Source organism: Micromonospora sp. RTGN7 (assembly GCF_033804645.1).
GTDB lineage: Bacteria > Actinomycetota > Actinomycetes > Mycobacteriales > Micromonosporaceae > Micromonospora.
The window spans coordinates 264,676-278,945 of the sequence record NZ_JAPZLF010000002.1 but is presented as its reverse complement, the minus strand read 5'-3'; the positions used below and the strand labels follow the sequence as shown (position 1 = coordinate 278,945).

The 14,270-nt window shown below is 73.2% G+C and carries 16 protein-coding genes; 9 read left to right on the top strand and 7 right to left on the bottom strand.

All coding sequences use genetic code 11. The annotated features are described in order from the left end of the window. The first annotated feature begins 47 nt into the window (after positions 1 to 47). The 4 genes from SNR22_RS04590 to fabG all read left to right on the top strand — a co-directional run bounded on the left by SNR22_RS04590 (position 48) and on the right by fabG (position 3,926). Complete coding sequence (locus SNR22_RS04590; RefSeq protein WP_320065173.1) at positions 48 to 644, top strand: PadR family transcriptional regulator; 597 nt, start codon at positions 48 to 50, stop codon at positions 642 to 644. Next, on the top strand, positions 641 to 1,870 hold the full coding sequence (locus SNR22_RS04585) for an FAD-dependent monooxygenase (protein ID WP_320065172.1): 1,230 nt from the start codon (positions 641 to 643) through the stop codon (positions 1,868 to 1,870). Before SNR22_RS04590 ends, SNR22_RS04585 begins: the two co-directional genes overlap by 4 nt. 212 nt (positions 1,871 to 2,082) lie before the next feature. Beyond that, on the top strand, positions 2,083 to 2,928 hold the full coding sequence (locus tag SNR22_RS04580) for a DUF4097 family beta strand repeat-containing protein (protein WP_320065171.1): 846 nt from the start codon (positions 2,083 to 2,085) through the stop codon (positions 2,926 to 2,928). A gap of 257 nt (positions 2,929 to 3,185) precedes the next feature. Further along, positions 3,186 to 3,926 carry a 3-oxoacyl-ACP reductase FabG gene (fabG, locus tag SNR22_RS04575; protein WP_320065170.1) on the top strand — a complete coding sequence of 247 codons (741 nt, stop codon included), beginning with the start codon at positions 3,186 to 3,188 and terminating at the stop codon, positions 3,924 to 3,926. Here fabG and recG read toward each other — a convergent pair whose 3' ends face one another. After that, the gene (recG, locus tag SNR22_RS04570) at positions 3,927 to 6,131 is read right to left on the bottom strand and encodes an ATP-dependent DNA helicase RecG (protein WP_320065169.1); all 2,205 of its coding nucleotides are present in this window, start codon (positions 6,129 to 6,131) and stop codon (positions 3,927 to 3,929) included. After that, on the bottom strand, positions 6,128 to 7,792 hold the full coding sequence (locus SNR22_RS04565) for a DAK2 domain-containing protein (protein ID WP_320065168.1): 1,665 nt from the start codon (positions 7,790 to 7,792) through the stop codon (positions 6,128 to 6,130). Before SNR22_RS04565 ends, recG begins: the two co-directional genes overlap by 4 nt. Positions 7,793 to 8,014: 222 nt before the next feature. Between SNR22_RS04565 and rpmB the strand changes: the two genes are divergently transcribed. Further along, entirely contained in the window at positions 8,015 to 8,206 is a 192-nt protein-coding gene (gene rpmB / locus SNR22_RS04560; RefSeq protein ID WP_013284551.1) for a 50S ribosomal protein L28, read from the top strand. A 91-nt stretch (positions 8,207 to 8,297) separates the two neighbouring features. Here rpmB and SNR22_RS04555 read toward each other — a convergent pair whose 3' ends face one another. After that, positions 8,298 to 8,768 (bottom strand): GNAT family N-acetyltransferase, encoded by a 471-nt coding sequence (locus SNR22_RS04555; protein WP_320065167.1) that lies wholly within the window; start codon positions 8,766 to 8,768, stop codon positions 8,298 to 8,300. A gap of 29 nt (positions 8,769 to 8,797) precedes the next feature. After that, the gene (locus tag SNR22_RS04550) at positions 8,798 to 9,736 is read right to left on the bottom strand and encodes a thiamine-phosphate kinase (protein WP_320065166.1); all 939 of its coding nucleotides are present in this window, start codon (positions 9,734 to 9,736) and stop codon (positions 8,798 to 8,800) included. Between the two features lie 182 nt (positions 9,737 to 9,918). On the opposite strand from SNR22_RS04550, the gene SNR22_RS04545 reads away from it, so the two are divergent. Both SNR22_RS04545 and SNR22_RS04540 read left to right on the top strand, forming a co-directional pair. Further along, positions 9,919 to 10,152, top strand: coding sequence for an Lrp/AsnC ligand binding domain-containing protein (locus SNR22_RS04545; protein WP_320065165.1), 234 nt, complete (start codon positions 9,919 to 9,921; stop codon positions 10,150 to 10,152). Next, positions 10,153 to 10,797 carry a DUF3515 family protein gene (locus SNR22_RS04540; protein ID WP_413775590.1) on the top strand — a complete coding sequence of 215 codons (645 nt, stop codon included), beginning with the start codon at positions 10,153 to 10,155 and terminating at the stop codon, positions 10,795 to 10,797. A gap of 46 nt (positions 10,798 to 10,843) precedes the next feature. Here the strand turns inward: SNR22_RS04540 and SNR22_RS04535 are convergent, their stop codons facing one another. The 3 genes from SNR22_RS04535 to SNR22_RS04525 all read right to left on the bottom strand — a co-directional run bounded on the left by SNR22_RS04535 (position 10,844) and on the right by SNR22_RS04525 (position 12,878). Beyond that, complete coding sequence (locus SNR22_RS04535; RefSeq protein ID WP_320065164.1) at positions 10,844 to 11,941, bottom strand: D-alanine--D-alanine ligase family protein; 1,098 nt, start codon at positions 11,939 to 11,941, stop codon at positions 10,844 to 10,846. Between the two features lie 488 nt (positions 11,942 to 12,429). Further along, entirely contained in the window at positions 12,430 to 12,645 is a 216-nt protein-coding gene (locus SNR22_RS04530; RefSeq protein ID WP_320065163.1) for a hypothetical protein, read from the bottom strand. Beyond that, complete coding sequence (locus SNR22_RS04525; RefSeq protein WP_320065162.1) at positions 12,642 to 12,878, bottom strand: hypothetical protein; 237 nt, start codon at positions 12,876 to 12,878, stop codon at positions 12,642 to 12,644. The genes SNR22_RS04530 and SNR22_RS04525 overlap by 4 nt, the downstream gene beginning before the upstream one ends. A gap of 228 nt (positions 12,879 to 13,106) precedes the next feature. Here SNR22_RS04525 and SNR22_RS04520 point away from each other — a divergent pair, with 228 nt between their 5' ends. Both SNR22_RS04520 and SNR22_RS04515 read left to right on the top strand, forming a co-directional pair. Further along, positions 13,107 to 13,952 (top strand): helix-turn-helix transcriptional regulator, encoded by an 846-nt coding sequence (locus tag SNR22_RS04520; RefSeq protein WP_320065161.1) that lies wholly within the window; start codon positions 13,107 to 13,109, stop codon positions 13,950 to 13,952. Positions 13,953 to 13,957: 5 nt separating this feature from the next. Next, entirely contained in the window at positions 13,958 to 14,158 is a 201-nt protein-coding gene (locus tag SNR22_RS04515; RefSeq protein WP_320065160.1) for a DUF397 domain-containing protein, read from the top strand. Positions 14,159 to 14,270: the final 112 nt, after the last annotated feature.

Genomic DNA, 14,270 nt, shown 5'->3' with positions numbered 1-14,270 from the left:
GTCGACTGGTCGATCCTGCATGGTTGATATCGACTAAGGAGCAGTCAATGGATCGACGACGAAAGGTGCCAAACCCGCTGGCCCTGGTCGTGCTCGCCTGGCTTCTCTCCCAGCCGCTGCATCCCTACGAGCTGGGGCGAAGGTTGCAGGGCAGCGGCCAGGACCGGCACATCAAGTACACGCGCAGCTCGCTCTACATGGTGGTGGAGCAGCTCGCCCGAGCCGGCTTCATCACGGAACAGGAGACGGTGCGCGACGGCCAGCGGCCCGAGCGCACGGTCTACGCGATCACCGACACGGGCCGCACCGAGTTCTACGAGTGGCTGCGCGGCCTCGTCGCCGAACCCCAGGATGAGTATCCGCAGTTCGCCGTCGCCCTGTCCCTACTGAGCCTGCTCGCGCCGAGGGAGGCCGTGGCGCTGCTCAGAAAACGACAAGAGGCACTGACCACCAAGGTCGAAGAGACCCGCAAGCTCATGCAGGAGGCGATCGACAACGGCGTGCGGTGGATCTTCCTGGTGGAGGAGCAGTACGCGCTGGCCATGATGGACGCGGAAAGCCGTTACCTCACCGAGTTGACCAGTTCACTCACCGATCCGGGCTACATCAGGTCCTGGCAGGAAACCTTCGGGAGTATCACATGACAGCGGTAAGGACTGCTCTCGTCATCGGTGGCGGCGTCGCCGGCCCGGTGACCGCGATGGCACTGCGCAAGGCGGGGATCGACGCCACTCTCTACGAGGCCTACCCCACCTCGGCCGACGGCATCGGCGTCACCCTGACGCTCGCCCCCAACGGGCTCCGCGCGCTCGGCATCATCGGCGCGGACGAGGCGGTCCGCGCGATCGGCCAGCCGATGAACACCACCATCGTCACCGACGGCTACGGCGTGCTCATCGGCGAGACGCCCAACCCGGCGGTCGAGCCGGAGACCCTCGGCGTCTGGCGCGACGAGCTGTCCCGCGTCCTGCACGAGCAGGCGCTGGCCCAGGGCGTCCGGGTGGAGTACGGCAAGCGCCTGGTCGACGCCACGGAAACCGCCGACGGCATCACCGCGCACTTCGCCGACGGCAGCACCGCCACCGGGGACGTGCTGATCGGCGCCGACGGCATCCGCTCGAAGGTGCGCACCCTGATCGACCCGCAGGCGCCGACGCCCACCGTCATGCCGATCCTCAACTTCGGCGCGGCGTCGCGGTACGTGCCGCCGGCGGCCAAGCTCGACACCATGTACTTCTCGTTCGGCAAGAAGGCCTTCTTCGGCTACTGGGCGCAGCCCGACGGCCGTACCGCCTGGTTCGCCAACGTGCCCGACAAGCGTCCGATGACATACGCCAAGGCCAACGAGACGGCCAACACTGAGTGGATGGAGGAGCTGCGGGAGGCGTTCGCCGAGGACGTGCCGGCCCGGGAGATCCTCAAGCAGACCGACGCCGCCGATCTGGTGGCGATCGGTTCCATCGAGAGCATGCCGAAGGTGCCGCACTGGTACCGCGGCCGGATGATCCTCGTCGGTGACTCGGTCCACGGCCCGTCGCCGAGCTCCGGGCAGGGCGCGTCGATGGCGGTGGAGAGCGGCATCCAACTGGCCCGCTGCCTGCGGGACCTGCCGGATGTCGGCAGCGCCTTCGCCGCGTACGAGGGCCTGCGGCGGGAGCGGGTCGAGAAGATCATCCTGCGGGGTGCCCGCACCACCAACAGCAAGACCATGGGCGGCTTCGCCAAGACGATGATGCGGATCATGATGCCGCTGGCCATGAAGACATTCCTCAACCCGGAGAAGACGCTCGGTCCCGAGCAGCGCTACCGGATCGACTGGGACGCACGCGTCACCCCGTCGGCGCGGCCGACCGCCTCCCGGGCGGCCTGACCGGTCCGGCCGACGAGGCGCCGGCCGTCGTCCGGGCACGGCCGACCGACCCGCACGGAGCCGACCGACCCGCACGGAGCCGACCGACCCGCACGGAGCCGGTCAACGCGTTGCCCCCACCCCGGCTGCTGAGCCCGGCTGCCGGTCGATCACCCCTGGGCGCCGGAACGCGCGCCCGAGCACCAGTCGCCGATCCCGACCGGAGGTCCGCCATGACCGACAACGACTCCCGCCGCATCGATTCCTTTGCATGTTCCGGGCCCGCAGACATCCAGGCGCATCTCCAATGCGGTGAGCTGCTCGTCGAGTTGGTCGACACCGATGTGGTGGCCGTCGTCATCTCGGCCGTGACTGACCCGGACCGGCGCCTGCGGGACCTGCTCGGCCGAAACGCCGAGGCCGACACCGAGGCCGCAGCCGCGGCCGTACGCAAGACCAAGACCCACTTCACCCGCGGCCACCTCGTGGTCCAGGCGCCCAACGGTCGGCTGAAGTCCGTGCCGATGCGGGTCGTGGTGCGGGCGCCGCTGCGCTCCAAGGTCCACCTGACCGGCGGCGCCGCTCGGTTCACCGTGACCGGGCCGGCGGCCGACCTGCTGGCCACCTGGGACAGCGGTGACCTGACCGTCGCCGACTCCGTCGCGGGGTCGACCAAGGTCCGGCTCGGCGACGGCCGGGTCCGGCTGGGTGCTCTGCTGGGCGGCGCCGACCTGAGGATCGGCACCGCCACGCTGGAGGTGGGCCGGTTCGCGGCGAGCGCGACCGTGACCACCGGCAGCGGCACGGTCGAGTTCGGCACGATCGAGGCCGACGTGGTCCTCACCACCGGTGCCGGCACCATCACGGTCGCCGATGCCGCCGCCGGTACGCTGAAGATCAAGACGGGCCCGGGCTCGATCCGGATCGGCGTGCGGGACGGGGTGTCGGCCCGGGCCGACCTGTCCAGCCGCGGCGGGACGGCCCGCAACGAACTGCCCGCGCCGCGCGGGTCCGAGCGGGTGGGGCTGACCATCGACGCCGCCTCGACCAGCGGCGACATCGTGGTGACCCGGGCCTGACGCTTCCCTCCCGGCCCTCCCGAGCGGACCCCCGCCGCTCGGGAGGGCCTCTTCCTGCCCGGCGAGCCGCTGCCGGACCGCCCGGTCACCACTGGCCGCTTGGACGCCATCCGGCCCGGCCCCGCCACCGCGCGGGCTCGGCCCGCCGACCGGCCACAGCCGGGCCCGGCCCGGGCCGGCCACAGCGCGGGTCCAGCCCGCCTCGATCCGGAGCCGAGATGATGTCGGCCACCGAGGCGAACAGGAGAACCGAGGCGATGACGGCACCGAAGGTAGCGATGGTCAGCGGCGGATCGCGCGGCATCGGCAGGGCGACGGTCCTGCGGCTCGCCCGGGACGGCTACGACGTCAGTCTCTCCTACCGGCGGGACACCGACGCCGCCGCGCTGGTGGCCAAGCAGGTCGAGGAAATGGGACGGCGGGTGCAGGCGGTCCGCGCCGACATCGCCGACCGCGCGGCGGTGCAGGACTGGGCGGACCGGACGGAACGGGAGCTGGGTCCGGTCGACGTGGCGGTGGCCTCGGCCGGGGTGATCCGCGACCGGCCGCTGGCGATGATGTCCGATGAGGAGTGGCGCGACGTCATCGACACCAACCTTGGCGGCGTCTACCACCTGTGCCGGGTGCTCGTGCTCCGGATGACCCGGCGCCGCTCCGGCTGCCTGATCAACATCTCGTCGGTGGCCGGGGTGCACGGCGTCGCCGGGCAGACCAACTACTCGGCGGCGAAGGCGGGCATCATCGGATTCTCCCGGGCGCTGGCCAAGGAGGTCGGCCGCTACCAGGTCCGGGTCAACGTCGTCGCCCCCGGTTACATCGAGACGGACATGCTGGCGACGGTGCCGGAGGCGGCCCGGGAGAAGGCGCTGACCGCGGTGCCGCTGGGCCGCGCCGGCCGCCCCGAGGAGGTCGCCGACCTCGTCGCGTACCTGGCCGACGAGCGGGCGTCATACATCTCCGGGGCGGTGGTGCAGATCGACGGCGCGGTCGTGCTCTAGTCAGCCCTTCTCCAGGTACTCCGCGCGTTCGGCGTCGACCAGGGCAGCCACCGAGGCGGCCAGCGCCGGCTGGCGCTCCAGCTCCGGGTCCTCGTCGACCAGGGCGATCGCCTCGGCCCGGGCGTCCCGGATCAGGTCGGCGTCGCGTAGCAGCGACAGCAGCCGCAGGTGCGAGCGGCGGCCGGACTGGGTGGCCCCCAGCACGTCACCCTCGCGGCGCTGTTCCAGGTCCAGCTCGGCGAGCTTGAAGCCGTCCGTGGTGGACGCCACCGCGTCGAGGCGCTCCCGAGCCGATGAACCCTCGGCCGCCTCGCTGACCAGCAGGCAGAGCCCGGCCGCCGAGCCCCGCCCCACCCGCCCGCGCAGCTGGTGCAGCTGGGAGACGCCGAACCGGTCGGCGTCCAGCACGATCATCACAGTGGCGTTGGGCACGTCCACGCCGACCTCGATGACCGTGGTCGCCACCAGCACGTCCAGGTCGCCGGCGGCGAAGGTGCGCATCACGGCGTCCTTCTCATCGGCGGGCAGCTTGCCGTGCAGGACGCCGATCCGCAGCCCGTGCAGCGGCCCCTCGGCGAGCAGCGGGGCGACCTCGGTCACCGCCAGCGGCGGCCGGCGGCCGTTGTCGTCCTCCCGGGGCGGCTCCTCATCGCTCTGCGGGCCTTCTCCGATGCGCGGGCAGACCACGTACGCCTGGTGACCGGCGGCGACCTCCTCGCGGAGCCGGCGCCAGGCCCGCTCCAGGAAGGCGGGCTTCTCGCTGGCCGGCACCACGTGCGAGGCGATCGGCGAGCGCCCCTGCGGGAGCTGGGACAGGGTGGACGTCTCCAGGTCGCCGTAGACGGTCATCGCCACCGTGCGCGGGATCGGGGTGGCGGTCATGACCAGCACGTGCGGCGGTTGGTCGGCCTTGGCGCGCAGCGCGTCACGCTGCTCCACGCCGAACCGGTGCTGCTCGTCGACCACGACGAGGCCCAGGTCGGCGAAGTCCACCCCCTCGTAGAGCAGGGCATGGGTGCCGAGCACGATCCCGGCCCGGCCGCCGGCCACCTCGGCGAGGGCCTGCCGGCGGGCCGCCGCGCCGAGCGAGCCGGTGACCAGCTCGACCCGGGTGGCGTCGTCGGCGGCACCCAGCTCCCCGGCCCGCCCGAACGGGCCGAGCAGGTCGAGCATGCCCCGGTGGTGCTGGGCGGCGAGCACCTCGGTCGGGGCGAGCAGCGCCGCCTGGCCACCGGCGTCGACCACCTGGAGCATCGCCCGCAGCGCCACCACCGTCTTGCCGGAGCCGACCTCGCCCTGGAGCAGCCGGTGCATCGGATGGGCGGTGGCCAGGTCGGCGGCGATCTCCGCGCCGACCGTCCGCTGGCCGGCGGTCAGCTCGTACGGCAGCCGGGCGTCGAACGCGTCGAGCAGCCCGCCGGCGCGCGGTGGCCGGGCCTTCGCCGGCCAGGCGGCGGCCCGGTGCTTGCGCTGCACGAGGGTGAGCTGCACGGCGAACGCCTCGTCCCACTTGAGCCGGTGGCGGGCCCGGTACAGGTCCTCCTTGCTGGCCGGCCGGTGGATCTCGCGCAGCGCGGTGCCGATGCCGGCCAGCTTGCGGGTGGCCCGGACGGCCGCCGGCACCGGGTCCTCCGGCGGGGTGAAGGTGTCCAGCACCACCCGCACGCAGCGGGCGATCACCCAGGTCGGCACGGCAGCCGCGGCCGGGTAGACCGGGATCAGCGCCCCGGCGAACTCCTCGACCTCCTCGTTGGCCGCCGCCTCGCCATCGACGGCCTCGCCGAGCAGCACGTACTCCGGGCCGTTGAGCTGGCGCTTGCCCCGGAACTCGGTCACCTTGCCGGCGAACAGCCCCCACCGGCCGGGCCGCAGCTCCCGCTCCCGCCAGGCCTGGTTGCCGAAGAAGGTCAGGGTGAGCACCCCGCCGGAGTCGTCCCCGACGGTCACCTCCAGCAGGTTGCCCCGACGCTGGCGCATCGGCCGCACGGCGGTGCGCTGCACCTGGGCCAGCACGGTGACCTGCTCGCCGACGTCGAGCGAGCGGATGTCGGTGTGCTCGCCGCGCTCGTCGTAACGGCGGGGGAAGTGGTAGACCAGGTCACCCGCGGTGTGCAGGTCGAGGTGGTCGGCCAGGGCCTTGGCCGTCTTCTCCCCGACCAGCTTCTTCAGCGGCGTGTCGACCGTGGTCGGCTCGGACGTCGTCACTCGACCCCCACCAGAAGCGGATAGTGCGGTTGGCCGCCGGGGTACACCTGGACCTCCACGAACGGCCAGCACCGGGCGACGTGCTCGCGGACGGCATCGGCCAGCCCGTCGGGGGCGTCCGCGCCGCAGAGCAGGGTGACCAGCTCGCCGCCGCCGCCGAGCATCCGGTCGACCACGGCGGCACAGGTGTCGACGAGGTCGACGCCGATCAGGTGCACCTCCCCCTCGACCAGGGCGAGCACATCGCCGGGGCGGCACGGGCCGGCGACGGTCAGCGCCTCCCTGCTGGCCCAGCAGATCTCGGCGTACCGGCAGGCGCCGGCGGCCTCGGCCATGGCGATCACGTCGTCGGCGAAGCGGCGCTCCGGGTCGCGCACGGCGAGGGCGGCCAGCGCCTGCACCGGCGACCGGGTCGGCACCACGCTGACCTTCACCCCCTGGGCATGCGCCTCCCGGGCGGCGGCGCTCGCCACGGCCTGGGTGTTCGGATCGTTGGGCAGCACCACCACCCGCGCCGCAGCAGTGGCCAGGATCGCGTCGAGCAACTCCCGGGTGGACGGGTTGCCCGGCACCACCGTCGCGCCCTCGCCGGTGAAGAGCGCCGCGATGCCCGCGCCGGAGGCGACCACCACGGCCGCCCGACCGTCCGGGGCCGGGGCCGGGGCCGGGGCCGGGGCCGGGGCCGGGGCCGGGGCCGGGGCCGGGGCCGGCGAGGGCACCTGATCGGCGAAGCGGGTCACCGAGATCCCGTACGGCCGGCCGGCCACCACCCCCGCCTCGACGGCCGCCCCGACGTCGTTGACGTGCACGTGCACGTTCCAGGTGCCCGATTCCTGCGGTGCCGCCCCGTCGCCGACCACCACCAGCGAGTCGCCGAGCCCGGCCAGGGTCTCCCGCATCCGGGTGACCGCCTCGGCGTCGGCGTCGAGCAGGAACTGCACCTCGTACGCGTACTCCTCGGAACCGCTCTCCCGCGCGGCCGTGGCCGGCGGGCGGACCTGGCGGCGCGCGGGCGCCGGCCGCTGCGGGCTCTCCCCCGTGATCACCTCGACCAGCGCGTCGAACAGCAGGCACAGCCCCCGGCCGCCGGCGTCGACCACGCCGGCGCGGGCCAGCGCCGGCAACTGCTCGGGGGTACGGGCCAGGGCCCGGGCCGCGGCCCCGGCCGCCTCCCCGGCGACGGTGCACAGGTCGTCGCTGTCGGCCGCCTCGGCCGCCCGGGCCGCCGCCGCGATCACGCTGAGCAGGGTGCCCTCGACCGGGCGGGCGACGGCGGCGTAGGCGGCGGCCGTGGCGGCGCGCAGCGCGGCGGCCAACTGACGGCCCCGCACCACCGGCGCGGCGGCCAGGGCCTCGGCGAGGCCACGCAGGATCTGCGACAGGATCACCCCGGAGTTGCCCCGGGCGCCGAGCAACGCGCCGCGCGCCATCAGCCGCAGCGCGTGCCCGTGCGGGGTGGACCCGCCGTCGCCGACGGTCTCCAGGTCCATCGCCAGGGCCTGCTGGGCCGAGGTGAGGGTGAGCACCAGGTTCGTGCCGGTGTCGCCGTCGGGGACCGGGTAGACGTTGAGGTCGTCGATCTCCCCCTGGTGCCGGCGCAGCGCGGCCAACCCGCCCGCGCACCAGCGGCGCACCGCAGCGGCGTCGAGGGTGTCCAGCACGCGAGAAGCCTACTGGCGCACACCGACACGCGCCCGGGCCGGCGTGTCCACCACACCGCCGGGCGGCCCTCCGGCGACCGCCCGGCGGTGTGGCCACCTGCCCAGCCGCCCTGCTCGACAGGGGCCGGTTGGGCAGGCAGGGGGACATCGGGTAACCTGACCAGGTTGCCCGGGCGGTGCCTGGCGGCGACCTCATGAACGTATCAATCCCAGGAGTATCCCGTGGCTAGCGTGTGCGACGTCTGTGGCAAGGGACCGGGCTTCGGCCACAACGTGTCCCACTCGCACCGGCGGACCAACCGCCGCTGGAACCCGAACATCCAGTCGGTGCGTACCCCGGCCGGTGGTGGCACCACCAAGAAGTTGCAGGTCTGCACCTCCTGCATCAAGGCCGGCAAGGTCACCCGCGCCTGACGCGGTAACGCCGACCTCACCGCACGTCGAAAAGCCGGCGGCCCCTCGAGGGCTCGCCGGCTTTTCGTGTCCGTCGCGCGAGGCCCGCGCGTCAGAGGGTACGGGCGAAGGAGATGCAGCCCGGGGCGTCCCGGTAGAAACCGAAGTTGGGGATGCACTCGTACCCGGCCGAGGTGTACAGGGCGATCGCCTCGGGCTGCTTGTCGCCGCACTCCAACACGAGCCGCTTGCGTCCGTGCTGGCGGGCCGACCGCTCGACGGCCGCGAGCACCACCCGCGCCACGCCCCGCCCCCGCGCCGCGGGGCTGGTGTACATGCGCTTCAGCTCCGCGGTGTCGCCGGGACCGTCGCCGTGGCTGCGCCAGCCGCCACAGCCGACGGGCTGCCCGGCCAGGTACGCGATCAGGAAGACCCCATTCGGCGGCTCGAACTCGGCTGCCTCGACCGGGGTGTCGTCCCCGCTGCCCCCGTACCGCTGGCCCAGGTCCGTCAGGGCGGCCAGGATGAGCCGCTGTCCCTCCGGCGAGTCGAAGCGGGCCGCGCGGATCTCAATCTCACTCACGGGTTGAAGGGTACGGCCCTGACCAGCGCCTACCGGAAGTGGTCCCAGCCAGCCGGGCCCTCGTACGGTGCGCCGTCGACGGTCACCCCGGCGCCCTCGACCACCCGGCCGACCGGCCGCCACGGGGCGGGCAGCGCCACCGCCGGGGGGAAGCTCGCGGCCAGCGCGTGATCGTCGCCACCGGTGAGGATCCACGTGTACGGGTCGACCCCCAGCGCCTGCGCGGCATCGCGCATCTGCCGGGGCACCTCGAAGGCGTCCCGGCGCACGTCGATGCCGACCCCGCTGGCCTTCGCGACGTGCCCGAGGTCGGCCAGCAGCCCGTCCGAGATGTCGATCATGGCGGTGGCGCCGAGCCGGGCGGCGTGCGGCCCGGCCGGGTACAGCACCTCGGGTCGCCGGTACGCCTCGACCAACACCTTCGGGGTGCGAAAGCCCCGGGACAGCACGGTGTACCCGGCGGCGGCGTGCCCGCTGCGACCCGCCACCGCCACGACGTCCCCCGCTCGGGCGCCCGAGCGGACCACCGGGGCACGGCCACCCAGGTCGCCGAGGGCGGTGACCGCGATGGTCAGCGTCGGACTGGCGGACATGTCGCCGCCGACCACGCTCGCCCCGACCGTGGCGGCCTCGGTGGCGAGCCCGTCGGCCAGTTCCTCCGCCCAGGTGGGGTCCAGGTCCGCCGGCATGCAGAGCGCCACCAGCAGGGCGGTCGGGGTGGCCCCCATCGCCGCGATGTCGGCCAGGTTGGCCGCCGCCGCCCGGTGCCCCACGTCGCGGGCGCTCGACCAGTCACGCCGGAAGTGCCGCCCCTCGACCAGCACGTCGGTCGACGCGGCGACCCGGCCGTCCGGGGCGACCAGCACGGCCGCGTCGTCGCCGGGCCCGAGCAGGCAGGTCGCCCCCTGGGGCAGCCGGGCGGTCACCCGGTCGATCAACCCGAACTCGCCGATCCCCGACACGCTCATGCCCGTCCTCCGTCATGCCCGTGCCCGGCTCCGGCCCGGGACCGGGCCGCGTTCCACCTGACGTCGCGCCCGTAGCGCTCGCTCACCGCTTCTCCTTGACCACCGATAGGGAAAAGACCTGGTCCGTAAGGTAGTTTCACCCTTCGGGCCGCCCACGGGCGGCGACGGACGGAGGTCGAGTCGTGGTACAGGCGTACATCCTCATCCAGACCGAGGTCGGCCGGGCGCGTGACGTGGCCGACCTGATCACGGACCTTCCCGGCGTGGTCCGGGTCGACGCCGTCACCGGGCCGTACGATGTGGTCGTGCTCACCGAGGCGAACACGGTCGACGAACTCGGCAAACTCATCGTCAGCAACGTGCAGATGGTGCCCGGCATCACCCGCACCCTCACGTGTTCGGTGGTGCGCCTGTAAGTGGACGAGATCACTTCCCCCGCCGAGCGGACCAACGAGCAGGTCGGTGCCGAACAGACCGACGAGCAGGCCCGGCCCCGCCGGGACCGGGTCAACCGGAGCGCGGCGCTGCTGGCCACGCTGATCGCGGTGCCGGTCACCGTGGCGGTGGCCGGCTTCACGTTCGCCAGGTTCTCCCCGGACACCCCGGCGGCCGAGCCGAGCCCGTCGGCGCCCGGCGCCCGGCCGCAGTCCACCGCGCCGGTCGAGATGACCGCCCCGCAACTGGCCACGCGGCCGGCGACGGTGTGCCGCGCCCTGACGTCGCAGCTCCCGTCGGCCGTGCGGGACCTGAACCAGCGGCCGGTCACCGCCGGCCCCGAACAGAACGCCGCGTACGGCGACCCGGCACTCACCATCGCCTGCGGCGGCGCCGAGCCGACCCCGGGCCAGACCGACGACATCTGGATCGTCAACAAGGTCTGCTGGTACGCAGCCGAGGGGCCGGACGCCACGGTGCTCACCACCCTGGACCGGGAGACCGCCGTGCGGGTCACGGTCCCCCACCCGCACGGGTCCGCCCTCCAGTGGGTGAGCCCGATCTCCGACGTGGTGATCGCCTCGGTGCCCTCCGGCGGCACCGCCCCGGCCGGCTGCACGGGCTGACCGCCCCGGGCCCGCCCGACACCACGCCCGCAGTGCCCGGGACTCCTCAGTGCAGGCCGACGCCGCGCCGCTGGGCGGTGCGGATCAGGCGGTTGATCAGCTTCGGGTACTCCAGCCCGGAGGCGGCCCACATCAGCGGGAACATCGACGTGGGGGTGAACCCCGGCATGGTGTTGATCTCGTTGAGGTAGATGTCGAGCTCGGGGGTGACGAAGAAGTCGACCCGGGCCAGCCCGGCGCAGTCCAGGGCGGCGAACGCCCGGACCGCGTACTCCTGGACCTGCCGGGCGACGTGATCGGGCAGGGGCGCCGGCAGGTCGTACGCGGGCTCGGAGAGGTACTTCGCCTCGAAGTCGTACCAGTCGTGGTCGCCACCGGCACGCACCTCGGCCAGCAGGGACGCCTCGGCCGTGCCCCCCGCCTCGCCCTCCAGCACGCCGCACTCGATCTCCCGGCCGACGATCGCCGCCTCGACCAGCACCTTCGGGTCGATCTCGCGGGCCGTGGCGACGGCGGCCTCCAGGTCGGCCCAGGCGTCGACCTTGGTGATGCCGAACGACGAACCGGCCCGGGAAGGCTTGACGAAGACCGGCAGGCCGAGCCGCTCCTTGTCCTTCTCGGAGAGGGTGACGCCGTTGCGCAGCACCACGTACGGGCCGACGGGAATGCCCTCGACGGCGCAGAGCTTCTTGGTGAACTCCTTGTCCATCGCGGCGGCGGAGGCGAAGACGTTCGCCCCGACGTAGGGAACGCCGGCCATCTCCAACATGCCCTGGATGGTGCCGTCCTCACCGTACGCGCCGTGCAGCACCGGGAAGACCACGTCGACGTCGGCGAGCACCCGGGGCCCCTCGGCCGGGTCGAGCACCATCAGCCCGTTGCCCGTGGGATCGGCACGCAGCACGATGTCGACGCCGGCCTCGGCGGTGATCTCCGGCAGCCGCCGGGCGCTGATCGCCAACTCCCCCGGGTCACCGCTGGTCAGCACCCACTTACCGGCCCGGGTGATGCCCACGGGGACCACCTCGAACTCGTCCGGGTCGAGCGCGCCCAGCACACTGCCCGCGCTGACGCAGGAGATGCCGTGCTCGGGGCTCCGGCCGCCGAAGACGAGGGCCACACGGGTCTTGCCTGGGGTGGTCACTCGGTCACCCTTTCGTTCGCGACTGCGAGGCTCGTGGTGCTCACCCGGTTGACCTTACTGTGCGTGGCGGGACACCAAGACCGATACCCGGGGAGAGCGTCGATACACCGCAACCGGTCAATACCGCAAATACGCTACGTAATCATGCCAGCCCGGACACACAACGACGCCCGGTGACAGAAGCCCCCCACCGACCGCCGGGCACGACCATCCGGGAGGGCGGCGCCAGGTGCCAACCCTGGGCCCCGGCGCTGGGTACCCCCACCCCCCACCCCCGCCCCCACACCCGCCCCGCGCCCGCGATCTTGCACTTCCGGCCTCCACAGTGAGGCTTTTGCGGCTGTAGTCGGGGCCGGAAGTGCAAGATCGGCGAAGTCCGGGGGGAGGCGGGGCCGGAAGTGCAAGATCGGTGGGGGTGGGGGTGGGGGTGGTGGGTGGGGGCGCAGGGCGACTGGGCGGACTCACCAGCACCCCGCACCGCCGGGTGGTCAGACGCCGTAGCGGCGGCCCACGGCGATCACCTTCACCCGCTGGCGCCCGGCCCGGACCATGCCCAGGGCCATGAACGCGCCGGCTATCCGGTCGGCGGCGTCACGGCTGCTCGCGCCCACCACCTGACGGCGTCGCTCCGGCGCCCGCCGCTCGTCCCGGCCGACCCCGTTGACGGGTCGGACGTCGGTGAGGACCACCAGGAACCGGGTCATCGCCGCCCTCCAGGCTCCCGCTCCGATCGGGCGGACGGCACCTCGGGCTCCGCCGTGGCCGATCGGACGACCACCACCTCGGGCTCCGCCGTGGTTGCCGCCAGGCCGCCGGAGGAGTCCCGGCAGACGTAGGCCAGGCTCGCGTGGATCCACGCGTCGTCGTTGTCGCGGAGCACGGGATGCGTGCACCAGCGGCATCGCGACACCCGGGGCCAGCAGGCGATCACCGTCATGCGAGTCCCTTCCGGTGCGTTCCGGGAGGCGGCACGCGGCGATCGGGTACGGGGGAGAAAACCCGATCGCCACGCGCCCCATCCCCTCCGGTCACTCATCACCGCCGTCGCCACGACAACCGGCGATGAGGAACTGGTCACAGATTGACATGTGGACAAGCGTGAATGCAACTCTCATCGGCGTTCTCTCATGTACAACTTCCCGCGCATGTGTGTCACCATCAACGCATGGCTCCGAAGACCGCCCGGGCCCGACGGCTCGGCATCGCGCTGCGTACCCACCGGGAAGCGGCCGGCCTCACCCTCGAGGCCGCTGCCGACGAGATCAACAGCACCCGGAGCACTCTGTCCCGCTACGAGAACGCCCAGACCCTGATCAGGCCGGCCACGGTGCGCGCCCTGCTCACCCTCTACGGGGTGGGCCCCGACGAGCTGACCGCGGCCGTTCAGCTGGCCAAGGATGCCCGCCAGCCGGGCTGGTGGGTGTCCTACTCGTACCTGCTCGACCGGCGGACCATCGACTTCATCGCCCTGGAGGCGGAGGCGACCGGCATCGCCAACTTCGAGCCGTCGGTGGTGCCCGGCCTGCTGCAGACGGCCGACTACATCCGGGCGGTGATGCGGGGCGGCCCGCACACCCTCAGTGACGAGCAGGTGGAACAACGGGTCCACCTGCGACTGGACCGCCAGCAACGGCTCACCGACGAGGAGCCGCCGATCCTCGACACGATCATCGACGAGGGCGCGCTGCTGCGCCCGGTCGGCGGCCAGAGCGTGATGGAGGAGCAACTGCGCCACCTGCTCAAGATGGCCGAACTGCCCAACATCACCGTTCAGGTGATTCCACTCTCCGCCGGGTACCACCGGGGCACCCGCGGCTCGCTGCACATCCTGGAGTTCCCCGACCCGGAGGATCCGATCATCGCGTCGGTGGAGACGGTCGCCGGGCAGATGGTCCTGGACCGACCCGGTGACCTGCGTACCTGCACCAAGATCATGGAGCATCTGCGGACGGTCGCGCTCAGCCCCGCGGCCAGCCGGGAACAGCTCCACCGAGTCCTGAAGGGACGGTAGGAACCATGACCCCGACGACGAGGGCGGCGCTGGCCGCCGCGCGGTGGCGCAAGAGCAGCCGCAGCGGCGACGAAGGCGCCTGCGTGGAGATGGCGGTCGTGCCCGACGCCATCGCGGTGCGCGACTCCAAGGACACGGCCGGGCCGGCGCTGATCTTCCCGCCGGCAGCCTGGGCCGCGTTCGCCGCTGCCCCGCCCCGCCGCTGACCGTCGCGCCGGCCGGCCGGGGGGTCCCGCCCCGACCGGTCGGCGCGACACCACGGCCGGAACCCGACCGGCCCCCATCGTGGCCCACACGCCGCCCGGTTCGCACCACCGG

Coding starts and splice junctions, on each gene's coding strand:
- SNR22_RS04590 (WP_320065173.1), top strand. CDS start 48: ATGGATCGACGACGAAAGGTGCCAAACCCGCTGGCCCTGGTCGTGCTC.
- SNR22_RS04585 (WP_320065172.1), top strand. CDS start 641: ATGACAGCGGTAAGGACTGCTCTCGTCATCGGTGGCGGCGTCGCCGGC.
- SNR22_RS04580 (WP_320065171.1), top strand. CDS start 2,083: ATGACCGACAACGACTCCCGCCGCATCGATTCCTTTGCATGTTCCGGG.
- fabG (WP_320065170.1), top strand. CDS start 3,186: ATGACGGCACCGAAGGTAGCGATGGTCAGCGGCGGATCGCGCGGCATC.
- SNR22_RS04550 (WP_320065166.1), bottom strand. CDS start 9,736: ATGAGCGTGTCGGGGATCGGCGAGTTCGGGTTGATCGACCGGGTGACC.
- SNR22_RS04530 (WP_320065163.1), bottom strand. CDS start 12,645: ATGACCCGGTTCCTGGTGGTCCTCACCGACGTCCGACCCGTCAACGGG.
- SNR22_RS04525 (WP_320065162.1), bottom strand. CDS start 12,878: ATGACGGTGATCGCCTGCTGGCCCCGGGTGTCGCGATGCCGCTGGTGC.
- SNR22_RS04520 (WP_320065161.1), top strand. CDS start 13,107: ATGGCTCCGAAGACCGCCCGGGCCCGACGGCTCGGCATCGCGCTGCGT.
- SNR22_RS04515 (WP_320065160.1), top strand. CDS start 13,958: ATGACCCCGACGACGAGGGCGGCGCTGGCCGCCGCGCGGTGGCGCAAG.